This window comes from Pseudomonas sp. LBUM920, assembly GCF_003852315.1.
Taxonomy (GTDB): Bacteria; Pseudomonadota; Gammaproteobacteria; order Pseudomonadales; family Pseudomonadaceae; genus Aquipseudomonas.
The window spans coordinates 711,248-735,489 of the sequence record NZ_CP027762.1 but is presented as its reverse complement, the minus strand read 5'-3'; the positions used below and the strand labels follow the sequence as shown (position 1 = coordinate 735,489).

18 protein-coding genes are annotated in these 24,242 nt (G+C 62.3%); 7 read left to right on the top strand and 11 right to left on the bottom strand.

What is annotated here, in order from left to right; genetic code table 11:
- Positions 1–47 precede the first annotated feature (47 nt).
- The 5 genes from C4J83_RS03160 to pbpC form a co-directional block, all read right to left on the bottom strand.
- Positions 48–605 carry a DUF4136 domain-containing protein gene (locus tag C4J83_RS03160; protein WP_119737784.1) on the bottom strand — a complete coding sequence of 186 codons (558 nt, stop codon included), beginning with the start codon at positions 603–605 and terminating at the stop codon, positions 48–50.
- Between the two features lie 44 nt (positions 606–649).
- Positions 650–1,252, bottom strand: a complete 603-nt coding sequence (locus tag C4J83_RS03155) for a DUF4136 domain-containing protein (protein ID WP_106577710.1) — start codon at positions 1,250–1,252, stop codon at positions 650–652.
- A gap of 24 nt (positions 1,253–1,276) precedes the next feature.
- Entirely contained in the window at positions 1,277–2,026 is a 750-nt protein-coding gene (locus tag C4J83_RS03150; RefSeq protein WP_124416327.1) for a methyltransferase, read from the bottom strand.
- Positions 2,019–2,327 carry a MazG-like family protein gene (locus C4J83_RS03145; protein WP_124416326.1) on the bottom strand — a complete coding sequence of 103 codons (309 nt, stop codon included), beginning with the start codon at positions 2,325–2,327 and terminating at the stop codon, positions 2,019–2,021. Before C4J83_RS03145 ends, C4J83_RS03150 begins: the two co-directional genes overlap by 8 nt.
- A gap of 553 nt (positions 2,328–2,880) precedes the next feature.
- Positions 2,881–5,133 (bottom strand): peptidoglycan glycosyltransferase PbpC, encoded by a 2,253-nt coding sequence (pbpC, locus tag C4J83_RS03140; RefSeq protein WP_256660641.1) that lies wholly within the window; start codon positions 5,131–5,133, stop codon positions 2,881–2,883.
- Positions 5,134–5,383: 250 nt separating this feature from the next.
- Here pbpC and C4J83_RS03135 point away from each other — a divergent pair, with 250 nt between their 5' ends.
- Entirely contained in the window at positions 5,384–5,674 is a 291-nt protein-coding gene (locus tag C4J83_RS03135; RefSeq protein ID WP_119737790.1) for a hypothetical protein, read from the top strand.
- Positions 5,675–5,813: 139 nt separating this feature from the next.
- On the opposite strand, the gene C4J83_RS03130 is transcribed toward C4J83_RS03135, so the two are convergent.
- Positions 5,814–10,715 carry an alpha-2-macroglobulin family protein gene (locus C4J83_RS03130; RefSeq protein ID WP_124416324.1) on the bottom strand — a complete coding sequence of 1,634 codons (4,902 nt, stop codon included), beginning with the start codon at positions 10,713–10,715 and terminating at the stop codon, positions 5,814–5,816.
- Between the two features lie 299 nt (positions 10,716–11,014).
- On the opposite strand from C4J83_RS03130, the gene C4J83_RS03125 reads away from it, so the two are divergent.
- On the top strand, positions 11,015–12,352 hold the full coding sequence (locus C4J83_RS03125; RefSeq protein WP_124416323.1) for an MATE family efflux transporter: 1,338 nt from the start codon (positions 11,015–11,017) through the stop codon (positions 12,350–12,352).
- Here the strand turns inward: C4J83_RS03125 and C4J83_RS03120 are convergent.
- From C4J83_RS03120 to C4J83_RS03100, 5 genes are all read right to left on the bottom strand, one after another.
- On the bottom strand, positions 12,297–13,190 hold the full coding sequence (locus C4J83_RS03120) for an alpha/beta hydrolase (protein WP_124416322.1): 894 nt from the start codon (positions 13,188–13,190) through the stop codon (positions 12,297–12,299). The two genes, C4J83_RS03125 and C4J83_RS03120, sit on opposite strands and share 56 nt — an antisense overlap.
- Positions 13,191–13,345: 155 nt before the next feature.
- Positions 13,346–15,259 carry an arginine decarboxylase gene (speA, locus tag C4J83_RS03115; RefSeq protein ID WP_106577702.1) on the bottom strand — a complete coding sequence of 638 codons (1,914 nt, stop codon included), beginning with the start codon at positions 15,257–15,259 and terminating at the stop codon, positions 13,346–13,348.
- 213 nt (positions 15,260–15,472) lie between these two features.
- Positions 15,473–15,844 (bottom strand): translation initiation factor Sui1, encoded by a 372-nt coding sequence (locus tag C4J83_RS03110; protein WP_005784408.1) that lies wholly within the window; start codon positions 15,842–15,844, stop codon positions 15,473–15,475.
- A gap of 182 nt (positions 15,845–16,026) precedes the next feature.
- The gene (locus C4J83_RS03105) at positions 16,027–16,563 is read right to left on the bottom strand and encodes an NUDIX hydrolase (protein WP_106577701.1); all 537 of its coding nucleotides are present in this window, start codon (positions 16,561–16,563) and stop codon (positions 16,027–16,029) included.
- A gap of 2 nt (positions 16,564–16,565) precedes the next feature.
- Entirely contained in the window at positions 16,566–17,633 is a 1,068-nt protein-coding gene (locus tag C4J83_RS03100) for a DUF2333 family protein (RefSeq protein ID WP_106577700.1), read from the bottom strand.
- Positions 17,634–17,932: 299 nt separating this feature from the next.
- Between C4J83_RS03100 and C4J83_RS03095 the strand changes: the two genes are divergently transcribed.
- The 5 genes from C4J83_RS03095 (at position 17,933) to accC (ending at position 24,235) form a co-directional block, all read left to right on the top strand.
- Entirely contained in the window at positions 17,933–19,603 is a 1,671-nt protein-coding gene (locus C4J83_RS03095; protein ID WP_106577699.1) for a response regulator, read from the top strand.
- Between the two features lie 1,466 nt (positions 19,604–21,069).
- Complete coding sequence (locus C4J83_RS31000; protein ID WP_371924133.1) at positions 21,070–21,618, top strand: methyl-accepting chemotaxis protein; 549 nt, start codon at positions 21,070–21,072, stop codon at positions 21,616–21,618.
- 296 nt (positions 21,619–21,914) lie between these two features.
- A complete protein-coding gene (gene aroQ, locus C4J83_RS03085; RefSeq protein ID WP_016972516.1) occupies positions 21,915–22,370 on the top strand; it encodes a type II 3-dehydroquinate dehydratase in 456 nt (151 codons plus the stop codon).
- Positions 22,371–22,394: 24 nt separating this feature from the next.
- Entirely contained in the window at positions 22,395–22,856 is a 462-nt protein-coding gene (accB, locus tag C4J83_RS03080) for an acetyl-CoA carboxylase biotin carboxyl carrier protein (protein ID WP_017738537.1), read from the top strand.
- Between the two features lie 17 nt (positions 22,857–22,873).
- On the top strand, positions 22,874–24,235 hold the full coding sequence (gene accC / locus C4J83_RS03075) for an acetyl-CoA carboxylase biotin carboxylase subunit (RefSeq protein WP_017136745.1): 1,362 nt from the start codon (positions 22,874–22,876) through the stop codon (positions 24,233–24,235).
- The last annotated feature ends 7 nt before the right edge of the window (positions 24,236–24,242 follow it).

The window sequence follows — 24,242 nt, the reverse complement described above, 5'->3', positions numbered from 1 at the left end:
TGCGCTATCGGGGGCAAGCCCCCTCCCACAGGGAATTGGGGAAAGGTTTAGTGCGGCGGGTAGTTGGAGAGGATTTTGCTGACGGTGGTGCGGATGGCGTTGTTGCGATCCTGTGGATTTGGGCTGCTGGCCATCATCTGCTCGTCACTGCCGCGCCACACCAGCTTGCCGTCCTTGCCGTCCAGCAAGTCGATCTGGATGGTTGCGACTTTGTAGGTGATGTTGCGCGTTTCGTTGTACATCGGCGCGCCCCAGTAGCCATTCCATGGGCCACCCCAGGCGCCGCCGTAGTTGGTGGTGACTTGTTGCTGGCGGTCTTCGACGATCAGGTAAGCCTGCACGTTCAGGTCAGCCTTGGTGCCGGCTGCGGCGGGACGCAGGCCGCGTTGGTCAAGTTGTTCGCCCACGGCCTGGCGGATGCGCTGCTCGGTGAGGTCGCTCTTGATCCGCGGATCATCCGGGCGATATTGCAGCGCCGGGTCTTTCCAGGCCCAGTTGCGGTAGGCGCCGAAGTCGCGGCTGGCGTCAAAGTCGTGGTTGACCTGGTTGGACTGGCAACCGCCCAGCAACACGACAACAGCAAGTGCAGCAATGCGACGAAACATGGTTTATCTCCAAAAGACAATTCAGCCTGAGATGAGAATAGCTGCTAACTGGGTGGATAGGCGCTCATTGCCTTCTGCATCGCTTCACGCAAGGCATCGGCCCGTTGGCTCAGGCTGCCCTGGCTGGCGGTTTCGGCGCTGGTGCTCCACACCGGCTGGCGTGTGCGGGCATCGAACAGGCTGATGCGCGCCACGGCGACCGTCACTTCATACGTGCGCACCACCGGCACGGTGTTGTACATGCCGTAGCCATTGCCATAGCGGTTATAGCCGCCGTAACCGTAGCCATAGTCGTCCTGGACCTGGCGCAGCCGTTTTTCCAGACGCACATCGGCGCTCACCAGCAGGTCAGGCGCACGGTTGTCATGCAAGGGTCGCAGGCCACGCTGGTCGAGCGCGCCACTGACCGCCTCGGCAATCTGCGCCGAGTCGGCCCAGGCCGTGCCCGCCGGCAGTTGGCCGTTGAGCCAGCCCCAGCTGCGGTAGGCGCCATAGTCGCGCACCGGCGCCGGGTAGGCGCTGGCATCAAAGGTGTTGGCCGCCTGGGCCGGTGCCGGGGGCATCGGCGCGGAAGCGGCCACGTAGGGATTGGGGCTGGAGCAGGCGCTCAAGCCCACCGACAACAGGATCAAACAGAGACGACGCATTTCGACCTCCGCAGACTGGGCCGCTTAAACCGGACGGCAAATCCAGTGCAAATAACGCCCAAGTCCGGCAAAGCTTGGGTGACGACGGTGAGCGAGTTCCATCTCCAACAAATCCTGCACATCGGCGCGGGCCTGGAATTCCACCGGCATGTAGTCGTGGAACACCCGCACGCCACTTTGGCTTTCGACCTGCCAAAGCCCCTCGAGTTGCGCCGCCAACTCCCGCGGGTCGAGCGGCTGCTGCGGGGTGAGGCTCTGCTTCTCGCCGGCCATGTCGTTCTTGCGCATTTTGCGAAAGTGACCTTTGAGCAAGTTGCGGTAAATCAGCGCATCGCGGTTGTAGAACGCCAGCGACAGCCAGCCGCCCGGCACGGTGAGCTGGTGCAGCACCGGCAGGATCGCATGGGGTTCGGCCAGCCATTCCAACACAGCGTGGCACAGCACCAAATCGTAGGGCTGGGTGAGTTGGCCGAGCAGTTCTTGCCAGGGCGCATGGATAAAGGTTGCGCTCTGGCCGGCGTCGGCGAAGCGTTGGCGCGCGCCTTCGAGCATCGGCTCGGCGGGCTCGGCCAGGGTCACTTGGTGGCCGCGCTCGGCCAGCCACAGCGACATATGCCCCAGGCCTGCGCCGATATCCAACACCCGCAATGGACGGTCCGGCAGCGCTTCGATCAGGTCGGCCTGGAGCACCGCCAGGCGAATTGCGCCTTTGGCACCGCCGTAGATTTTCTCGGCAAAGCGCGTGGCCAGCTGGTCGAAATGACGATCACTCATGGGCAAACCGCCGTTCGCTGTCGGCCAGTTTGGCGCGTACCACCTCGTTCATGTCCAGGCCCAACTCGCTGCACAGCAACAGCAGGTACAACACGATATCGCCGACTTCCTGCCCGGCGTGGGCGAGTGTGTCGGCGGATAGCTGGCGCGATTGGTCTTCGCTCAGCCATTGGAAGATTTCCACCAGCTCAGCCATTTCCACACTGGCGGCCATGGCCAGGTTTTTCGGGCTGTGGAACTGCTTCCAGTCGTTGTTATCGCGGATGCGGTGCAGGCGTTCGGTGAGGTGTTCGAGGTTCATGCGGGGGCTCCTGAAGGTGTATAGCTTCGGGGGGATCAGGGATGAAGGCAAGTGAATCCCGGTGGTGTGTTTGAGGGCGCCATTGCGGGTAAGCCAGCTCCCACATTTGAATCGGGTGTACATCAAACTTGGGGGGGGGGTTGCTGGGGGCGCTATCGCGGATAAGCCAGCTCCTACATTTGAATCGGGTGTAGATCAAACTTGGGGGGTTGCTGAGGGCGCCATCGCAGGCAAGCCAGCTCCCACATTTGAATCGGGTGTAGATCAAACTTGGGGGGGTTGCTGGGGGCGCTATCGCGGGCAAGCCCGCTCCCACATTTGAATCGGGTGTAGATCAAACTTGGGAGGGGTTGCTGGGAGGTCTATCGCGGGTGAGGCTGCGCCTGCATTTGATAGGTGTTCGCGGGCTTGTTGTGGCGAGCGGGCTTGCCCCGCGTTGGGGCGCGAAGCGGCCCTGAAATCTGACGACGCGAGACATGAGTCTTCTGGGGCTGCTGCGCAGCCCAACGCGGGGCAAGCCCGCTCGCCACAATGGGGTGGGGTGGGCGGGTGGCTAATCGATCACGCTGAATTCGAGGCGGGCGGTTTGGCCGGCTTCGTCGAGGACGCTGAGCTGGTAGCGGCCCAGCTGTTCGAAGCTGGCGTTGATGCTGTCCTGATTGGCGCTGTCGCCCAGTGGCGCGCCGTTGAGGAACCACCATCGCCGGCCACTGCCGCCCAGGGCAGATATTTTCAAGTGCAGGGCCTGCTGGCTGGCGGCGGGCAGGCGCAGTTGGTCGCCTTCGCGTACGCCGACGATGGACAGCGGCGACGAGGCGGCCAGCGCTGGCGGCGGGCAATCGGGGTCGGCAGCCGGGATGCGCGCCTCGCGGCGCTCCCCCCTGGGCAGCCAGGGCTCCAGCGGTGCCGGCCACAAGGCGATATTTTTTGACACTGCGCCAGGGCAATGCGCGTCCACCCGCAAGCCTTTGGCATTGACCCACACGCTTTCCATCAATCCCACGCTCAACGGCTGATCCAAGGCCTGCAAGGTCGGCGGCGTGGTGTTGTCCAGCGTCCAGGCAAAGCGTTGACGGCGGCAATTGGGGTCGCTGCGGCTCATGGGCTGGCCCAGCGGCCAACAGATCGCGGCCACGCCAACATTGGCAGGCACCGGCCTGACGGGCGCGCTGATCCCGCGCTGGCTGTCGCGGTTGGTCAGCACGTCATGCACCTGCAACATCAACGGCGCCGCCGACGCCAGCCCGAACTGCCCCGGTACGGGCGTGCCGTCGGGCCGGCCAATCCACACGCCGATCAGGTAGCGCGGCCCCACACCCAGCGCCCAGGCATCGCGAAAGCCATAGCTGGTGCCGGTTTTCCAGGCAAGCACCGGGCGCTGCACCAGCTCGGCACGCGGGTCACGGTCGGGCCGCGCCTGGCCGCTGAGGATGCGCCGCACAATCCAGGCGGACCCTGGCGACAGTAAAGGCCGTTCTTTAAGCGTATCGTCCGGCTGTAATCGGATAGCAGCACTCCTGCCGTCGCGGGCAAAGGCGCTGTAACCGCTGACCAAGTCCTCCAGACGGCTGCCCGCCCCGCCCAGAATCAGCGCCAGGTTCGGTTCGGCCAACGCCGGCAATGCCAGCGGCACGCCGCCGATGCGCATCTGCGCAGCAAACCGTTTCGGCCCATAGGCCTCCAGCAACTGCACCGCCGGCAAATTCAATGAACTGGACAGCGCCGTACTCGCCGGCACTGCGCCGCTGAAACCCATGGAGAAGTTGCCTGGCCGGTAATCGCCATAACGCCGGGGCACGTCCTGCAGCAGCGACTCGGAGTGGATCAACCCCTCGTCCAGCGCCATGCCGTACAGAAAAGGTTTCAAGGTCGAGCCGGGCGAGCGCAGCGCGCTGATCATGTCGACATGGCCAAAGCGCTTGGCATCATTAATATCCACCGAGCCGAGGTAGGCGCGCACGGCCATGGTTTCTTCCTCCACCACCAGGATGGCGGCGGAGGTGTGTTCCGGCAGCCGCGCGCGCCAGCCCAGCAGCAGGTCTTCGAGGCGGCGTTGCAGCGTGGCGTCGAGGGTGGTGCGGATCAGCGGCGGGCTGTCCGGACGGTTGAGGCGGCGGGCCAGCAACGGCGCGAGGCTGGGTTCGAGCCGAGGGGCGAGCAGCAGCGGCTCTTGCAGGGCTTCATCAACGGCCGACTGCGGCCACACCTGGAATTCGGCAAGGCGGCGCAGCACTTTGTCGCGGGCCTGCTGGGCACGTTGCGGGTGGCGATCCGGGCGCAGACGACTCGGCGCCTGGGGCAATACGGCGAGCAACGCGGCTTCGGCATGGGTCAGCTGCGCCGGGGACTTGCCCAAATACGCCCAACTGGCCGCCGCCACGCCCTGCAACGTCCCGCCAAAGGGCGCGCGGTTCAGGTACAGATTAAGGATCTCGTCCTTGGACAAATGCCATTCCAACTGCGCAGTGCGCCACAGCTGACGCAGCTTGCCGTGGAAAGTGCGCGAATGCGGGTCGAGCAACCGCGCCACCTGCATCGACAAGGTGCTGCCGCCCGACACCACGCGCGCGCCGGTCAGGTTCTGCCACGTCGCCCGCAGCAGCGCCAGCGGGTTCACGCCGGGGTGCTCGTAAAACCAGCGATCTTCGTAGGTGAGCAGCGCGTCCAGATAATACGGCGACACCTCCCGGGTCTGCACCGGATACCGCCACACGCCATTGGCATCGGCAAAGCGCCACAACGGCGTGCCATCCTCGGCCAGCACCACGCGCGCCAAATCATCCTTGGGCAAAGGCAGCGGCCACATACGATCCGCCAGCCACAACAGCGCAATCACCAACAACACCAAACCCACGCCCACGCGCAGTAAATGTGGGAGCTGGCCTGCCTGCGATGACGGTCTATCAGTCGCCTCACTCACAACGGCCCCACCCCGCCCACAACAAATCGCAAATTCAACCCCGCAAACCTCTATGCTTCACGGAACTAGCCGCGACCCTTCGCAACCAAAGGCCCAGTGCTGGCAATTTCGTCCACTTATTCATCGAGACACACCTATGCAAGCAGACTTTTTCGGATGGTTGGGTAACACGATTGGCCTGATCATCCACTACATCGTCGAATTCTTCAGTGGGCTGTTCAATATGCTCACCCATGCCGGTGGCGACTTCGTCGATGGCATGTCCCGCGCACTGGGCATGGACACCTCGATCATCAGCATCATCACCCTGATCATCGGCCTGCTCTTCCTGTATTCGGCCGTTCGCGCCTTCATGCGCGCTTCGATCATCCTGGGCGTCATCTGGCTAATGCTCGGCCTCTGGCTACTCAGCTGGGTCGTCCACTAACCTCACAACCCCCCACTCCCCTGTAGGGGCTGGATTGCCTGCGATAGCGATCTATCAGACACCAAAATGTGCCGGCTGACCCGCCGCCATCGCGGATAAGCCAGCTCTCACATTTGAACCGAGTGCCTACCGCCAGGTATCAGCGCCCCTTGATCACCAGATCCGCCGGCGTCTCCCCCACCGCTTGCCAGTTCGGCCGATACATCGACTCCACCTGCGGCGGCGGCACGCGATAAGTCCCCGGCGTCACCGCACGCGCCAGGTACAACAAGTGCGTGGTGGCGCCATAACCCTCCAGGTTCATCGCCGCCACATAGCGGTCATCGCGGAACTCCTGGTGCTTGAGCGACGCGTTCTGCATCGACTCGCGCCACTCCTTCACCTGGCTGCTGGCGTTTTCCAGGCTGGCTGCACTTTGTGCCAGGTTCTGGTTCTCCAGCTCCAGGCCAGCCGGCAACAGGTCAACCACCAACGCGTCCGGTACACGCTGCTTGGCGCTGACCGCCACATGCACCAGCACCAAATCACCGCTGTTGACGTTATGCAGGTTCAACGGCTGGCCATTCATGCCCAGGTATTCGCGGCGGATACTCAGGTTGTCGCCGCCCGGTGCCGGTGGCACTTGGGGGTAACCCGAGATCGTCAGTTGCTGGTAAACCGGCGCCTCGCCCTGATTGCTCAGGGTCAGGTCGCTGGACAGCTGCTTGCCATCCAACGCCAGCGTCGATTGTTGGTTGTTCAACGTTTGCACACCGCCACTGCCGGTCAGCGACACCTGCCAGTTCGACTCTGGCTGGGAAAACCCGAGGCGCCCGGCCAGGAACAGTGAATTACGCTCCTGAGTCGAGAGATATGGGCTGGCGGCCAACTGGTCCGAGAGCGTAAACAAACGCTCCTCGCGCTTGCCCTTGGCCAAGTCGTTTTCTTCAAGCAATGCCAGGATCATCGCCTGATCACGCAGCGGGCTGCCGTAGTCGGCCAGCCACTCGTTGGCATTGCGTTGCGCCGCCAGGCCGGCAAGCAAGGCTTGATCGGCACGTGGCTGGTCGCCCATTTTTTGCAGGGCAATGGACAACTGCACCAACGGCAACCCGGAGCGCGCCTCGCTGCGGCGCTCGAAGATACTGCGCAACGCGCCCAATGGCGCTTGCTGACTGCGCGCCAGCACCATGCCGGCATAGGCCTGCACGGCAAAGCGGGTGTGGTCGGCGTTGTCGCTGTAATCCACTTCGATCAGGTTGCGTTCCTGCACGTAGCGCAGCAGGCGTTCGCTGGCTTTCTTCAGTGCTTCAGGCGGCACGGCAAAGCCCTGGTCGCGGGCGCGCAGCAGGAAGTCGGTGACATAAGCAGTCAGCCAATACTCCTCTTCGCCGTCGGCGCCCCACAAACCAAAGCTGCCGTTGTAGCGCTGCATGCCCAACAGGCGCTCGATGCCGAGCTCGATCTTGCGTTTGCGTTCGCTCTCCGACTCGCCCTTGACGTCCAGGCGCTTGAGCAGGGCGGCGTCGGCATACAGCGACGGATACAGGCCGCTGGCGGTCTGCTCGAGGCAGCCATAAGGATAAGCCTTGAGTGCACTGATCTGCGCGCCGAGGTTCAGCGGCGGCCGGCTCGACAGGCTCAACAGCGCTTCGCGCCCCGAGGCATCGAACAGGTCCAGGCTGCCGACCGGCAAGCTCCACGGCTGATCCTTGAGCACTGCGCGGTAATGCTTGAGCAGCGCCGGGTAGGCCGGGCGCACACCCAGGGTCCACTCGCGGCTGAACGGCGGCAGGTTTTCGCCCGGCAGGTCGAGGCCATTTACGGTGACCTTGACCTTGCCCTGCCCTAACCCGCCCCAGGCTTTGACCGGGATGCGCAAGGTGGTGCGCTGGCCTTGCTTGAGTTCAACGGACTGCGCGCCGCTGTTGACCAGCTCCAGTTGCCCTTCAGTGCTCAATTGCACATCGAGTTTCTGCGCTGTGCCCGACAGGTTGGACAGGTCCAGCGCTAACGTGGTCTGGTCACCACCGGCGAGAAAGCGCGGCGCCGACAGCTCGGCAATCAGCGGCGCGGCAATCACCGTCTTGCCTTCGGCCATGCCATAACGGTCATCGCTCCAGGCTTGGGCCATCAGGCGCAATTGGCCATTGAAGTCGGGGATATTGACGCTGACTTCGCCCTCGCCCTGTTCATTCAACGTCACGGGCGCGCTCTGCAACGCCACAATGGTCACGCTGGTATCCGGGCGCTTGCCGCCCTTGGCCAGCGCCGCATCACCACCGAAGGCCAGGCTGGCCAAACGGCCCTGGCCGGCCTCGATCAACTGGCCGTAGATATCGAACTGGTCCACGCCATAGGCCTTGCGATCAAACAGGCTGGAGTATGGGTCCGGTGTCGGGTATTCGGTGATATTGAGGATGCCCACGTCCACGGCCGCCAGCAGCACATGCACCTGCTTGGGCACGCTGCCGTCGGCGTTCTTGGCGGCGATCTTCACCGTCAGCGGTTGTTTGGGGCGCATTTTTTCCGGCGCGGTGAGGGTCAGGCCGAGTTTGCGCTGGGTGCGATCCAATGGCAGGTGCAGCAAACCCACGGCCCGTTTAGGCGTGATATTGGCTTTGCGCTCACCCGGACGAATCACCAGCGCGCTGACGTACAGGTCATGGCGCGACCATTTGGGGTCGAGCTTCACGGCGAAGCTTTTGCCTTCGGCCGGCACATCGATTTCCTGCCACCACAGCGGCCCTTCACTGGATTCCACCAGCAGGTAGCCTTTACCGGCTGCCGGTGGCGTGACGGTGACATTGGCGGTATCGCCATCGCCATACGCCGGTTTATCCAACGCCAATTTGACTTGGTCGGGGCGCACGGCACCGCCTTCGGTGTTGTCCTGGGCCTGGTAACCGGCCCAGAAACGCAGGCTGCTGACCAGCCCGGTTTGCGGGTCTTCGACCTCGACACGGTACGGGCCCCACTCGACCTGGAAGCTGACCTTGGCGGTGTCGCCAGCCTTGATATTCAGGGTCTGCTCGTCGAGGTTGAGGAATTTCTCGTTGAAGTGGTAACTCCAGCCGTCGCTTTCCGAGTAGTTCCAGTAGTAGTCGCGGCGCTCACGCACCAGGCGCACCTTGAGGTTTTGCGCGGCGAGTTTCTGCCCGTCCTGGTTGGCCAGCAGCACTTCGAATTCCGCTGGGCCATCGCCGTTGGTTTCCTTGCCATCAAACAAACCACGCAGGCCCGGCAGTTGCTCGGCCGGCCAGATCGGCTGCACCAGGCGCCGAGTGATCGGGCGCCCACCTGACTCTTGCAGGCTGGCTTGCACGATCAGTTGCAGGGGTGACTTGGCCTCGGCCCATTTGCTTTCCAGCGTCAGGTCTTCCTGGCCCTTGGCGTCGAGCACGCTTTCGTCCAGCTCGAAATCCTGACTCAGTTCTTCTTCGGTGACGGAGCCGAACTGGTAGCCCGGCAGCGATTTGACGGCCTCGCGCAACGGGCGCACATACACTTGCCCGCTGACGCGGTTGCCCGATGCCGGTGCGCCGTAGAGGTAGCGACCATTGACGTGAATCACCGGGTTATCCGCCGGGCTCAAGGCTGTGTCACTGCCCTTGAGTTCCAGCGCCAGGCGCTCGGGCAGGAAGTCTTCGACAAGAAACTCATACAGCTGCGGCTTGCCGTCGCCCAGGTCGAACACCAGTTGCCAGCGCCCGGTCGGCGCTTCACCGGCCAACTGCAATTGATACTGATAGAGGCCCGACGCATCGGCATCCCACACGAACTTGCGGCTGACCTGCTCATCCGGCCGGCGCACCTCCACGCTCACCGGTTGCGGCTTGACGGCATTGCCATCCTTGTCGCGCAACAAAGCGTTGAGCAGCACGGTTTCACCGGGGCGATACAGGTCACGTGGGCCGAACACAAAAAACTGCAGTGGGTGCGCCGGCTGGCCGCCGATATCGAACTCGGCCAGGTCCAGCGCAGCGCTGTCCAGACGCAGCAGGCTGGTCTGTTCGCCAAGCCTGGCCAGCAACACCTGGGCTTTTTTCGGCAACGGCAACTCGGCATGGCCACCCTTTTCGGTCTTGCCCTGGCCCAGCACACGGCCTTCGGCATCCAGCACTTCGAGGTCCACGCCCTCCAGCGCCTTGCCACCTTCGAGCGCCTGGGTAAACACATCCAGGCGATTGGCATAGCGGTGCACCGACAGGCCGATATCACTCAACGTGAACAGCGTGGCCGGTTGCGAATAGTTGTAGGTGCCCGAGGCGCGCATCACCGCCAGGTACACGCCCGGCTGCTGCAATTGCTTGAGGCCGGCGATCGGCAGCAACAGGGTTTCGCGCGTATTGCGCGCCGGGTTCAGGTCGAAGCGGCCGCCGTAGACCAGGTCGGCCATCGGTAACAGTTCGCGCGACTCATAACTCTGCAGGCTGGTGTTACGCCCCCACTGCGCGAGGAACGAGGGCAGCGATTCGGGCTTGATACGGAAAAACTCGACATCGATCTTGTCAACGTTCAGCGCAATCACCGGCAGGCCTTCGGCCAGGCGCGTCGGCAACAACGTGCCGCGGCTGGCAAAGCCGACCGTGGCTTGCAGGTCACGGGTTTCCAGGCGCGCGGTGTACTCGGCGGCGAGCTTGTTGTCGTTGACCGCCTTGACTCCGGCATCGACGGTCAGCACCAGTTTGCGCTGCGGCTCGAGGTGGCGCAGGCGCAGCTCCATCAGGTTATCGGACAGCTCCCAGGCGCCATCGACCTTGCCGGACTTGCTGTCCACCAGGTGGACTTTGTCGGCGAATTTCTGCTCGGGGTCCAACGGGATGGAAAAGCTCACCGACAGCGTGCTTGCCCCGTCCAACTGGACTTCGGACACGTCCACCACGCTCAACTCACGGCCGGCATAGCGCTGTTTCAGCGCTGCCACATCCACCGCCGCTTTCGCCGGCTTGGGTGCAACCGTCGCCGCCGCAGGAGCGGTCGGGGCAGCCGGTTTATCGGAGGAATCGCAGGCGCTCAGCAGGGCCAGCGCGCAGGCCAGGAACAGTCCTTTGTTAAGCATGGGGCACTCGTAGTGAGAGGGGTCCGAGGGGTGAACTATATATCAGCCTGCGAGGGGCCGATGAGGTGCTGGTCACATTGACCGACGGAGGGTGCTTTGGTTCTTGATCCTCGCTTATCCCAGCCAAATCCCACAGCTGCTGGAGATCAAAATGTGGGAGCTGGCTTGCCTGCGATAGCGGTGTGTCTGCTATCACTATTTTGACTGACAGTCCGCCATCGCAGGCAAGCCCGCTCCCACATTGGTTCTGCGGTGCAGCGGGGGGCCAGTTACAATACCGCTCCCCCAAAGGAGCCTCCATGACTACCCTGCTCACCGACTGGCGCCACCGCCCCACCCACCGTCGCGTCTGGGCGCTGGCCGCGCCGATGATCCTGTCAAATATTTCGGTGCCGCTGGTGGCCCTGGTCGACAGCATGGTCATCGGCCACCTGCCCCACGCCCACCAGTTGGGCGCCGTGGCCGTCGGTGCCAGCCTGTACACCTTCCTCGCCTGGGCCATGGGCTTTCTGCGCATGGGCTCCACCGGGTTCGCTGCCCAGGCCGCCGGGCGCAATGACGGCGCGGCGCTGCGGCAAATCCTGCTGCAAGGCCTGCTGCTGGCACTGGGGTTGGCGATGTTGCTGGGCACCGTCGGCATTCCGCTGAGCCACCTGGCGTTGGAGTGGATGCAACCCTCTCCCGAACTCAATCAGCTGACCCGCGAGTTTTTCCACACGCGCCTGTTCGGCCTGCCCGCCGCCCTGGCCAGCTACGCGTTGGTGGGCTGGTTCCTGGGGACGCAAAACGCCCGCGCGCCGCTGGCGATTCTGTTGACCACCAACCTGGTCAACATCGCTTTGAACCTGTGGTTCGTTCTCGGCCTGGAGTGGGGCGTGGTCGGCTCCGCACGTGCGTCAGTCATTGCCGAATGGACCGGCGCCCTGCTCGGCCTGGCCCTGACGCAAAACGCCCTGCGCGTCTACCCTGGGCATATCGCCTGGGCCGCGCTCAAAGTTTGGCAAAGCTGGCGCCCGTTGCTGGCGGTGAATCGCGACATTTTCATCCGCAGCCTCGCCCTGCAATCGGTGTTTTTCATGATCACGGTGCAAGGCGCGCGCCTGGGCGACGCCACCGTGGCAGCCAACGCGCTGCTGCTCAATGGCCTGCTGCTGACCGCCCATGCCCTGGACGGCCTGGCCCATGCCGTCGAAGCCCTGTGCGGGCATGCCATCGGCGCCCATGATCGGCAGGCGCTGCGCCGTTCGCTGGTGGTTGCCTGCGGCTGGTCACTGATCGCCAGTGTGGGGTTCGCGCTGCTGTTCACCTTTGCCGGCCATTTGTTTATCGCCATGCAAACCGACATCCCCGACGTGCGCGAAACCGCCGACATTTACCTGCCGTATCTGGCCGTGCTGCCGTTGATTGCGGTGTGGAGCTACTTGCTCGACGGTCTGTTTATCGGCGCCACCCGCGCGCGGGAAATGCGCAACGGCATGCTGCTCACCGTGGCGATGCTGCTGCCCTTCGCCTGGGCGCTGCAGCCGTACGGCAACCACGGCCTGTGGATAACCTTCCTGCTGTTCATGGCCCTGCGCAGCCTTACTTTGTGGGCGATTGCCTGGCGCTTGAATCGGCAGAATCAGTGGCTTGGATAAAGGCCGTGACGCGGTCCAATACCGGCGCCAGCCAGCGTAAGGGCCGAGCGATAGACGCCACCAGTGTCGCGTGGCTGGTCTTGGTGAAGTAAAACACTTCAACCGGTACATCCGCTGTGCGCAGTTTTTTCGCCAACCCACCGGTGTTGCGCGTGGGGTTGACCAGCGTGTCGCTCACCGACGCGATCAACAGACTCGGCGGCGCAGCGTGGCTGACATGGTTGATCGGCTGGGAATCCGGCGGTGAGTCAGGAAAGAAAAACACCGGCTTCACGTCAGGGTTTTCAATCGGCAGGAAGTCGTACGGCCCGGCCAGGCCGATCCAGCCCTTCAGCATTGTGGGCGACAGGTTCACTGCTTTAAGCCAGCGCGGATCCAGCGCCAGCATCGACGCGTTGTAGGCGCCGGAGCTGTGCCCCATCAGGTACAGCTGCCTGGGGTCAGCGCCGTAGTCGGCGATGTGTTGATAAGTCCAGGCGACGGCCTGGGCGTTGTCCTGCAGAAACGAGGGGTAGCGCACTTGCGGGTAGAGCCGGTAGTCGGCGATCACCACCACAATGCCGCGTGAGGCCAGAGCCTCGCCGACAAAACCGTAGTCATCCTTGGCGCCGCTGTTCCAGCTGCCGCCGTAGAAAAACACCACGACCGGGGTGTTGGGCAATGCCTTGATCGGACGGTAGACATCGAGTGTTTGGCGCGGGTCATCGCCGTAGGCAATGGAGGCGGTTTTGGTAAAGGTGCTGGAGGGCGTGAGTGCGTTGAGCACTTTGATGGGGGAGCAGGCCGCCAGGAATGCGGCGAATGCCAGGGTGAAGGCTTGCAGCCATTTGCTCGACATCGTTCAGACCCCACATGCAAGGCACTGCCAAATGAAGATTTAAATGTGGGAGCGGGCTTGCTCGCGAAGGCGGTGGGTCAGTTAACACATGTGTGACTGATGTACCGCTTTTCGCGAGCAAGCCCGCTCCCACATTAGATTGCTATCAGCTTAGATCACGACGACAGGTACGAAGAACGCGTCAAACCAAGACGCAACGCGTCGAGGAACTGCGTACGCTCCGACGCACTGATCTTCGCGCTCGCGCACTTGTCACGGTAGTGCGTCATCAACTCCTCCGGCGACAAGTGCACATAGCGCAGCATGTCTTCGATGGTGTCGTGGGTCTCGATCCCGGCGCTGTACACCGAACCGTCTTCACGCTGGTAGATGTTCACCGAGTCGGTGTCGCCGAACAGGTTGTGCATGTCGCCCAGGATTTCCTGGTAAGCGCCCACCAGGAAAATGCCCAGCAAGTAGTCTTCACCTTCGTTCAAGGCGTGCACCGGCAAACTGGTTTCGATGCTCTGCTCGTCGACGTATTGCTTGATCTTGCCGTCGGAGTCGCAGGTCAGGTCTTGCAGCACGGCGCGGCGCAGCGGCTCTTCGTCGAGACGGTGCAGCGGCAGAATCGGCAGGACCTGGCCGATCGCCCAGGTGTCCGGCAGGCTCTGGAACACCGAGAAGTTGCAGATGTACTTGTCGGCCAGCTTGTCGTTGAGCTCGTCCAGCACCTGGCGGTGCGAACGCTGACGGGCTTTGAGCGAGTCGTGCAGGCGGCGGCACACCGCGAAGTAGCACTGCTCGGCCAAGGCTTTTTCCGCCAGGGTGATCTTGCCGTCGGCGTACTGGGTGGCCACGTCGCTCATGTAGTGCGTGGCACGCCAGTAAGTTTCGGTGACCATCTCGATGTCGGTCGGGCCCAGCAGGTCCACCAGCCACTGCACGGTTTCCGGCAGGTTTTCCTTGTTCTCGATCAGCGGGATTTCGTCGTTGTGTTTCTCGACGTCGGTGACTTGCACCACCAGCATGGCGTGGTGGGCGGTCAGGGAACGGCCGCTTTCGGAGAAGATATGCGGGTGCGGCAGGCTCTGCGCGTCGCAGAATTCCTTGAGCATGCCCACGACCACGCCGGCGTAGTCATCCATGTCGTAGTTGATCGAGCTGGCGTTACGCGAGTGGGTACCGTCGTAGTCCACGCCCAGGCCGCCGCCGACGTCGATGTGGTCCACCGGCAAACCGAGGTTGCGCAGTTCGCCGTAGTAACGAATGGCTTCCTTGAACCCATGCTGATAGTCGGCCAGGTTGGCGATCTGCGAACCCATGTGGAAGTGCAGCAGGCGGATGCCCTGGTCCAGGCCGGCAGCGCGGAAGCGCTCGACCACCGACAGCAGTTGCGCCGCCGACAAACCGAACTTGGACTTTTCGCCACCGGTGTCTGCCCACTTGCTCGACGCCAGGGACGACAACCGCACGCGCAGGCCGACCTGTGGCTTGACCTTGAGGTTGGCCGCCTCTTCGATCACCAGCGCCACTTCGGATTCTTTCTCGATCACGATGAACACGTTGTGGCCCAGCTTCTGGCCCATCAGCGCGAGGCGGATGAACTCACGGTCTTTGTAACCGTTGCAGACGATGGTGCCGCCTTTCGGTGCCAGGGCCAGCACAGCCAGCAGCTCAGGCTTGGAGCCGGCTTCCAGGCCGATGGAAACGTCCTGGGTGGCGATGATGTTCTCGATCACCGCTTCCTGCTGGTTCACCTTGATCGGGTACAGCGCGGTGTACTTGCTCTGGTATTCCAGGCGCTCGATGTTCGCGTCGAACGCACCGGTCAGCTGGCGCACGCGGTCTTGCAGGATGTCGGGGAAGCGCACCAGCAGCGGCAAGGACAGGCCGCTTTTGCGCAGCTCGTCAACTTGTTCGTACAGATCGACAGGCGTGCTGTTCGGGCCGTTCGGACGGACTTCAACGCGACCGGCTTCATTGATCGCGAAATACCCGGCCCCCCAATGGCGAATCCCGTAAACACTGCGGCTGTCCGCAACTGTCCATTGGCTGCCATCGTCTTTGCGTGTGCGTCGTACGGACATCGAAGTCCCCTATATAAAGTCGAAGATCACCACACCCTTCTTGTAAGGCTGGCGAAGTCTAAAGAATGAAAATGACGATTTGCCTGTAAGGAAGGTAGACCCCACTCGCAGGACAGAGTTTAGACACCGGTCAGGAACAGGCTCTGTGAAAACCATGGAGACGACAGTTCGCGTTCAGCAAACCGGCGATCGGGGTGGGTTTCACAGAGGCTGCTAGCCGCCGGATTTCTTCGCCTTGTAACCCAGCTTGATCAGCTCGGCCAACAGCAACTCGACGTGATCGCCCTGGATCTCGATAACGCCGTCTTTCAACGCGCCACCGGTGCCACAGCGCTTTTTCAGCGTGGTAGCCAGTTCCTTCAGGGCATCTTCGGCCAGCGGCACGCCGGTGATGGTGGTCACCGTCTTGCCGCCACGGCCTTTGCTCTCGCGTCGCACGCGCGCAATACCGTCGCCTTCAGGGATCAGGGTCTGTTTGCAGGTGCACGAATCCACGGGCTGACGACAGTCCGGGCAGTGTCGACCTGCGTCGGTGGAAAATACCAGGCCACCAAGGGCGGCGAAGGATGCGGCTTTTTTGGCCACCGGCAATCCTCTTGGGAGGACAAAGACTGATCGGCGCTCACCAGGAGCATTACCGACCGCGAAGCCCCACTCAGGCAGGGGCAGCGCTACCGAACCGCAAAGGTGGTTCGGGTGAAAAGTCGCGCAGTGTAACGGCAAAAAGCCGGCTTGCTAAGAGCCAAATAGCGCCAATTTATGCAACTTTAGCGACGCAAGGCCAGATAGCGCCGCAAGCCCTCTTGAGCGTCCGGGCAGTAAGGCTTTTGTTCAGCTTCCTGCAGGACAATGTCAATGGGCAAAAACCGCGCTTCCATCACCTCTTCCGGTTGCAGGCGCAACGGGCCATCCCAGACAGCAGAGTAGGATTTGCACCAGAGCCGGCTGTCGCCATCCTCAAAGTAGAAATGGTCATGCTCGACCAGCGCCACGCCCGCAACGCCGAGCTCTTCTTGCAGCTCACGGACCGCCGAATCGGCGTAGCTCTCACCGGCCGCCACCATGCCGCCCGCTGCGGTGTCCCAGAAACCCGGGTACATCGCTTTGCTCAGGGTGCGCCGATGCACACACAACTCACCGGCAGAATTGAACAGGAAGATAAAGGTGCAACGGCCGATCAGGCCACGTCGGCGCAGGTCGGATCGCACCAGGGTACCGAGCAGGTTGTCATGCTCATCAACCCAGGCGATCAGTTCAGCGTCGGAGGCCGCGCGGTGCGCGGCCTCCTTTTGAGTAGCGTCCATCATCACCCCTGGTTGAGGAGCTGACGCAAGTCGATCACTGCAGCGTTTGCCCGGGAAATATAGTTGGCCATGACCAGCGAGTGGTTGGCGAGGATGCCAAAGCCACTGCCGTTCAGAATCATAGGGCTCCACACCGGCTCCTGCGAGGCCTCCAGCTCACGAATGATCTGGCGCACGCTGACGGTGGCGTTTTTCTTGGCCAGCACGTCGGCAAAGTCGACTTCGATGGCGCGCAGCAGGTGGGACAAGGCCCAGGCCTGGCCACGAGCCTCGTAGAACACGTTGTCGATCTGCATCCATGGGGTTTCCACCACTTCTTCATCGACCTGCGGCACTTCACCAGGCGCCAGGGCTTCGGTTTTCAGTGCGGTGTTCAGTTTCACCCGGCCAACACTGGCCGACAGGCGTTGCGACAGCGAACCCAAGCGGGTCGCGACATCGCCCAGCCAGTTGTTCAGGTTGTCGGCACGCGCGTAGAACAGCGCGCCGCGCTGGTTCGGGTCCGACAGGCGCGCTTCATAGCGGCTCAGGGAATTGATGCCTTCCTGGTACTCCGACTCGCTGGAAGGCAGCACCCAGCTCTTGTTATCGAAGTTGAAACGCGGCTCGGCCTTGGCCAAGTCAGCGTCTTCGGCCGACTGCGACTGGGAACGGGCGAAGTCTTTACGCAGGGCACGGGTCAGGTCACGCACCTGCACCAGCACGCCGTATTCCCAGCTCGGCATGTTGTCCATCCACAGGCCCGGCGGGAAACGGTCGTTGGAAATGTAGCCACCAGGCTTGTTCAGCAAGGTGCCGACCACGGTCTTGAGGGTTTCGACAGTGGTGTAGCCCACCACCATCTGCTTGCCTTCCTTCTCGGCGGCAAGCTGGGCATTTTGCTGGACCGGGAACAGCGCCGGCTCTTCGCTCCAGTACCAACCCAGGGCGCCGGTGACCAACAGGTACAAACCCAGCACGCTGAGCAAGGCTTTGCTCATCAGCAGGTTGCGAAAGTAACTACGGTTGGCCGACTTGGGCTCAGGGGCGGGGCCTTTGGCACTGCCTGCGCGGTTTTTCCAGTCCAGCATGGCGATATCCTTTCAATCACTTGAGTTCATGCACGTCATTTGTCCGGGTGCGTTCAAACACTCCGACCACAACCCTAACCCATCGTGCCCATCGGCGCGGGGCTTTTAACCGAAAGTGGCGCACAGGGGATGTTCGACTATAAATGAAGCACGCTTTTTACGCAGCGCGACCATCAGGTCAAAAACTGAATGGCCCAGACTGCTACTTAATTGACGTATGACACTCATGTGGGAGAAAAGAGGTGCTAGCATAGAGCCATCAGTCGACCTCAGCATGCACCCTAACTAGTAGTCAGGATATGACCGAGCCAGAAGACCCCAGCCGTGAGCGTCTCAAGCACCATTTTGCCCAGCGGGTAATTCATCAGGCACGTCAAATTCTTGAGATCTGGCAACGCCTGCAACGCAGCGAATGGTCGAACACCGATCTGTCCGAACTCAGCGAAGCCAACCTGCGCCTGCTGCGCTTTGCCGAGCGTTTCGAGCAGCCGGAACACGGCCAACTGGCGCGGCACATCGGCGAGTCCCTCAAGGCGGTGGATGAAAATCGCGGCCGCCTGAGCAGCCAGGTGATCACCGAGCTCAACCGCCTGATGCAGCGCCTGTCCCGCACCGGCCTGCGCCAGGGCGACCAGTTGGAACAAACTTTCCTGCCCCCCATGCGCAAGCCGATCTACGTGATGCTGGCCGATCACGACCGCGCCGAGCGCCTGGCCAAGCAGCTTGAATTCTTTGGCATGAGCGCCCAGTCCCTGGACAGCGTGGCAGCCTTTCGCGCGTCGCTGGCCGAGCGCCTGCCGTCGGCCATCGTGATGGATGTGGATTTCTGCGGCGCAGGCCTGGGCCTCAAGCTCGCCGCCGAAGCTCAGGAAGGCCTGGAGCAAAAGCTGCCGCTGCTGTTTTTCAGCCTGCACGAAACCGACACCCCGACGCGCCTGGCTGCCGTGCGCGCCGGCGGCCAGGAATTTCTCACTGGCACGCTTGAGGCCTCAAGCCTGCTGGAAAAGATCGAGGTGCTGACCTGCGTCGCGCAGTACGAGCCCTATAAGGTGCTGATCATCGACGACTCACGCGCCCAGGCGCTGCACACCGAGCGCCTGCTCAACAGCGCCGGGATCGTCACGCGCACCTTGATCGAGCCGATCCAGGCGATGGCCGAACTGGCGGACTTCCAGCCGGACCTGATCATCCTCGACATGTACATGCCCGCCTGCACCGGCACCGAACTGGCCAAAGTGATCCGCCACAATGACCGTTACGTCAGCGTGCCGATCATTTACCTGTCGGCCGAAGACGACCTTGACAAGCAACTGGACGCCATGAGCGAAGGCGGCGACGACTTCCTCACCAAGCCGATCAAACCGCGCCACCTGATCACCACCGTGCGCAACCGCGCGGCGCGTGCACGCAACCTTAAAGCACGGATGGTGCGCGACAGCCTGACCGGGCTGTACAACCACACCCATATTCTGCAACTGCTGGAAGACTGCAGCTTTCGCGCGCGCCGCGAGAACAAGCCGCTGAGCTTTGCCATGCTCGACATTGACCACTTCAAGCGGGTCAACGACAGTCACGGCCACCCCATGGGCGACCGCGTGATCAAGAGCCTGGCGCTGTTTCTCAAGCAGCGCTTGCGCAAGACCGACTACATCGGCCGCTACGGCGGTGAAGAATTTGCCATCGTGATGCCCGACACCGACCTGGAATCGGCCTGCAAAGTGCTGGACGAAATCCGTGGGCGGTTTGCCGAAATTCACTACCCGGCCCAGCCGCAGGATTTGTGGTGCACCTTCAGCGCCGGGCTGGTGGAGCTGTGCGACGGTTCCGACAGCTTGATGATGGCCGCTCAGGCAGACGAGGCGCTGTACCGCGCCAAGGACGCCGGGCGTAACCGCGTGCAGGCTGCGCGCACATCAAAGCAAAGTGCCATCTTTTCACCGGAATCCACCGATTCCGTCATAACTCTGTAATGGAAACGCAATAACTTCAGGCACTTATCTTTTGCTGTCGGTTGAAACCACGCATGCGCCTGAAGCTGCTGACCAATTTAAATACCCTTCTGCTGGTGGCCGTGTGCCTGGCGCTCGGGGCGACGCTATGGTGGTCGCAACGCGCACTGGAACGGCCTTATTTGCTGATGGAGCGCTACCTGGGCCTGTCGCAGGCGTTTCAGAATCAGGCCGCGCGCAATATCGACGACTACCTGGCCAGCGGCGACGCGTTGCGTTTGAGCAGTGCCGGTCAGAGCCTGGAAAACCTCCTGCAGCACCTCGATGAACTGCCGGCGGACCTCGCGCAGAACCTGCGCCCCAGCCTGGTCGAACTGGACACCTTCAGCAAAACCGACCTGCTGGCCGCCGGCAAACTGGCCGGCGACCCACAAGCGCTGCTGCTGCAAGCCGAACGTGAGCTGGGCGCGAATCTGGAACAGTTGAGCCAGTACGCCACGGGCGTCACTTCACCCGACGCTGCACGCTACTTGCCGCCGCTGCTGGCCGCGTCCCAGCACTTGGGCAAACTGTCACTGGCCCGCGACAAGCTGGTGAGCAGCGGGCGCGCAGAGCTGGCCGATGAAGTCGAGCGCGAAGTTGCCAGCATCCGCACGCAGGCCGACCTGTTGGCGCAGTTACCGCTGCTGGGCGTAAAGGCCAGCGCCGAGTCCAGCGCGGATGATTTCTCCGCCATGCTGGGCCTGGAAAGCAGCGAAAAAGCCGAAGTGCAGGACACCGGCGTGGACCTCAAACGCGAACTCAACAGCCTGCTGACCCGCTACCCTGCCGAACTCAAGCGCACTCGCGATCAGATCCAGCTGCGCACTGCGCTGGCCGACAGCACCCATGTGAAGATTGCTGCCGTGCAGCAAGCCATCGCCGGCCTGGAACCCGTTGTTCGCGCCCAACATGCCAGAATCCAGGGCGAAGTGCGCCTGATGCAAGGCGTGATGATCGGGTTGATTTTGCTCATCGCACTGCTGATCGACACGCTGCAACGACGGCTGGCAAGGGTACTGACCAACCTCGCACCGGCCTTGTCCACTTGGGCCGAAGGCGACTTCAGCCAGTCGATTGCCTTGGGCAAGACCAACCGTGAACTCCACGACATCGAGGCCTCGCTTAACCGCCTGCGTGCTTACCTGGTGGACTTGGTGGGCACCATTCGCGGCAATGCCGAAGAAGTCGCCGGCAGCAGCCGCGCCCTCGCCGAACTGAGCAGCGGGTTGCACGACGGCGCTGAGCGCCAGGCCGGCGATACGGCGCAGATCCGTGATTCGCTGGGTGAACTGGAGGCGACCATCCAGCAAGTCGCCGGTGATGCCAGCCAGGCGGCTGGCGCCAGCCGCAGTGCAGGCCAGGCCGTGGAACAGGGCCAACGGGTGATCGGCCTGAGCCTGACCGGGCTGCATGCTCTGGTGGGCGAGGTGCAGCAAAACGCGCAGATGATCGAAAAACTCGCCGAAGAGTCTGCCACCATCGGCGGCGTGCTGACGGTGATTCGCGCGATTGCCGACCAGACCAACCTGCTCGCGCTCAATGCCGCCATCGAGGCTGCACGGGCCGGTGAGGCCGGACGCGGATTTGCCGTGGTAGCCGATGAGGTCCGCTCGCTGGCGCAACGCACCGCCGGTGCCACGGCCGAAATCCAGAGCCTGATCGCCGGCCTGCAAACCGCCGCCCACCAGTCAGTGCAAGGCATGCGCACCCAGGTCGAACACGCTGAGGCCACCGCCCAGCAAGCCCAGGCGGCGGATGGCGCGCTGGATGAAATCGTCGGGGCAATTCAGACCATCTCCGACACAGCGGTGCGCATCGCCGATGTGACCGCGCAGCAGAGTGGCGCCGTCAGTGAGATTCGCGACAACAGCGAGCGGATTCACCAACTGGGTGAGGATAATCTGCTGCGCATCGGCCAGGGCCGCCGCCAGGGCGAACACCTGCTGGTGCTGGGTGGGCAGCTGAACACGGCGGTTCAGGCGTTCCGGGTTTGAGCCCATCTCCTGCCCTATGGAGAGCAAAAAGTGGGAGGGGGCTTGCCCCCGATGACAGTGTGTCACTCACTGCATGTGTGCCTAATGCAGCGCATCGGGGGCAAGCCCCCTCCCACATTTGACATCCACAGTATTCAAGACAGTGTTGCCAATGACTGGATACTGCACCCCAGTCACAAATTTTGCGCAATCCTCGCTAATCGTGCTGCCTACTGCATAGAACTGGACAGTCACAAAGGCTTTGCGGCATAGTCGCCGGGTTCTGACGTACCCACATCAATAACAAGGAACAGCCGATGGCGACCTTACTGGTTCTTCACGGACCCAACCTGAACCTGCTCGGCACCCGCGAACCGGGCGTCTACGGGGCAGTCACCCTCGATCAGATCAACCTCGATCTTGAACGACGGGCGCGTGAGGCCGGCCACCATTTGCTCTACCTGCAAAGCAATGCCGAGTACGAATTGATTGATCGCATCCATGCCGCGCGCGGCGAAGGCGTGGACTTTATCCTGATCAATCCCGCCGCTTTTACGCACACGAGTGTTGCATTACGTGACGCGCTGCTGGCGGTGAGCATCCCATTCATCGAAGTGCATTTGTCCAACGTGCACAAACGCGAAGCTTTCCGCCATCACTCCTACTTCTCCGACGTAGCGGTAGGCGTGATCTGCGGCCTTGGCGCCAGCGGTTACCGACTGGCCCTGGAGGCCGCCCTGGAACACATTGAACAACCGGCCAAGCGCCCCTGACCGACCCTTGGGAGTTGATGATTCATGGATATCCGTAAAGTTAAGAAACTGATCGAACTGCTGGAAGAATCCGGTATCGACGAGCTGGAAATCAAGGAAGGCGAAGAGTCCGTACGGATCAGCCGTCACAGCAAGACCCCGGCTCAACAGTTCTACGCACCACAGATGCAAGCACCGGCTCCGGCCGCTGCTGCTCCAGCCGCCGCACCTGCTGCCGCTGCTCCAGCCGCACCTGCCGCGCCTGTACTGAACGGCTTCGTGGTCAAGTCGCCAATGGTCGGTACGTTCTACCGCACCCCGGCACCGACCTCGCCAGCCTTCGTTGAAGTCGGCGCAACCGTGAAAGTGGGCGACACCATCTGCATCGTTGAAGCGATGAAGATGATGAACCACATCACCGCTGAAAAAGCCGGCGTCATCGAATCCATCCTGGTAGAAAACGGTCAGCCGGTTGAGTACGACCAGCCGCTGTTCACCATCGTTTGAACCGCGGAGCGCCTTCGATGTTGAAACCTGCGAAGAAACTGCAAAAAGTCCTGATCGCCAACCGCGGCGAGATCGCGCTGCGTATCCTGCGCGCCTGTAAGGAAGAGGGCATCAAGACCGTCGCTGTTTACTCGACGGCCGATACCGAATTGATGCACGTGAAACTGGCGGACGAGAGCATCTGCATCGGCCCGCCACTGGCGACCAACTCGTACCTGAAGGTCTCCAACATCATCGCGGCCGCTGAAGTGACCGGCGCTGATGGCATCCACCCAGGCTACGGTTTCCTTGCGGAAAACGCCGACTTCGCCGAACAAGTGGAAAAATCCGGGTTTGCCTTCATCGGCCCGAAAGCCGAAACCATTCGCCTGATGGGCGACAAGGTATCGGCCAAGGACGCCATGATCGCTGCCGGCGTGCCAACCGTTCCAGGTTCCGATGGCCCACTGCCTGAAGACGAGGCAACCGCTCTGCGCATTGGTCGCGAAGTCGGTTACCCGGTGATCATCAAGGCCGCCGGTGGCGGTGGTGGTCGCGGCATGCGCGTGGTGCACAAGGAAGAAGACCTGATCGAAGCCGCCAAGCAGACCCGCTCCGAAGCGGCTGCCTGGTTCGGCAACCCGATGGTCTACCTGGAGAAGTACCTGACCAACCCACGTCACGTGGAAGTGCAGGTACTGTCCGACGGCCAGGGCCACGCCATCCACCTGGGCGACCGCGATTGCTCGCTGCAACGTCGTCACCAGAAGGTACTGGAAGAAGCTCCGGCACCGGGCCTGGACGAAACCGCTCGCCAGGAAGTGCTGGCGCGCTGCGTCAAGGCGTGCATCGACATCAACTACCGTGGCGCCGGTACGTTCGAGTTCCTCTACGAGAACGGCCGCTTCTACTTCATCGAGATGAACACTCGTGTGCAGGTAGAGCACCCGGTGTCGGAGATGGTCACCGGTATCGACATCGTCAAGGAGATGCTGAGCATCGCCGCCGGTAACGTGCTGTCCTTCACCCAGGACGACGTGAAGATCCACGGCCACTCGCTGGAGTGCCGGATCAACGCCGAAGACCCGAAAACCTTTATTCCGAGTCCAGGCCTGGTCAAGCATTTCCATGCTCCAGGCGGCAACGGCGTTCGCGTCGATTCGCACCTGTACAGCGGCTACAAGGTTCCGTCCAACTACGACTCGCTGATCGGCAAGCTGATCACCTGGGGCGCCACGCGCGACGAGGCCATGGCCCGCATGCGCAACGCCCTGGACGAAATCGTGGTAGACGGCATCAAGACCAACATCCCGCTGCATCGGGACCTGGTGCGTGATGAAGGCTTCTGCGAAGGTGGTGTGAACATTCACTACCTGGAACACAAGCTGGCCAACCAGTAAGTGCTCC

Excerpts from the sequence above, each read along its gene's own strand:
- pbpC (WP_256660641.1), bottom strand. The coding sequence starts at position 5,133 with ATGTGGCCGCTGCCTTTGCCCAAGGATGATTTGGCGCGCGTGGTGCTG.
- speA (WP_106577702.1), bottom strand. The coding sequence starts at position 15,259 with ATGTCCGTACGACGCACACGCAAAGACGATGGCAGCCAATGGACAGTT.
- C4J83_RS03100 (WP_106577700.1), bottom strand. The coding sequence starts at position 17,633 with ATGCTGGACTGGAAAAACCGCGCAGGCAGTGCCAAAGGCCCCGCCCCT.
- C4J83_RS03150 (WP_124416327.1), bottom strand. The coding sequence starts at position 2,026 with ATGAGTGATCGTCATTTCGACCAGCTGGCCACGCGCTTTGCCGAGAAA.
- C4J83_RS03130 (WP_124416324.1), bottom strand. The coding sequence starts at position 10,715 with ATGCTTAACAAAGGACTGTTCCTGGCCTGCGCGCTGGCCCTGCTGAGC.
- C4J83_RS03155 (WP_106577710.1), bottom strand. The coding sequence starts at position 1,252 with ATGCGTCGTCTCTGTTTGATCCTGTTGTCGGTGGGCTTGAGCGCCTGC.
- accB (WP_017738537.1), top strand. The coding sequence starts at position 22,395 with ATGGATATCCGTAAAGTTAAGAAACTGATCGAACTGCTGGAAGAATCC.
- C4J83_RS03120 (WP_124416322.1), bottom strand. The coding sequence starts at position 13,190 with ATGTCGAGCAAATGGCTGCAAGCCTTCACCCTGGCATTCGCCGCATTC.
- aroQ (WP_016972516.1), top strand. The coding sequence starts at position 21,915 with ATGGCGACCTTACTGGTTCTTCACGGACCCAACCTGAACCTGCTCGGC.
- C4J83_RS03105 (WP_106577701.1), bottom strand. The coding sequence starts at position 16,563 with ATGGACGCTACTCAAAAGGAGGCCGCGCACCGCGCGGCCTCCGACGCT.
- C4J83_RS03160 (WP_119737784.1), bottom strand. The coding sequence starts at position 605 with ATGTTTCGTCGCATTGCTGCACTTGCTGTTGTCGTGTTGCTGGGCGGT.
- C4J83_RS03125 (WP_124416323.1), top strand. The coding sequence starts at position 11,015 with ATGACTACCCTGCTCACCGACTGGCGCCACCGCCCCACCCACCGTCGC.
- C4J83_RS03095 (WP_106577699.1), top strand. The coding sequence starts at position 17,933 with ATGACCGAGCCAGAAGACCCCAGCCGTGAGCGTCTCAAGCACCATTTT.
- accC (WP_017136745.1), top strand. The coding sequence starts at position 22,874 with ATGTTGAAACCTGCGAAGAAACTGCAAAAAGTCCTGATCGCCAACCGC.
- C4J83_RS31000 (WP_371924133.1), top strand. The coding sequence starts at position 21,070 with ATGATCGAAAAACTCGCCGAAGAGTCTGCCACCATCGGCGGCGTGCTG.
- C4J83_RS03145 (WP_124416326.1), bottom strand. The coding sequence starts at position 2,327 with ATGAACCTCGAACACCTCACCGAACGCCTGCACCGCATCCGCGATAAC.
- C4J83_RS03135 (WP_119737790.1), top strand. The coding sequence starts at position 5,384 with ATGCAAGCAGACTTTTTCGGATGGTTGGGTAACACGATTGGCCTGATC.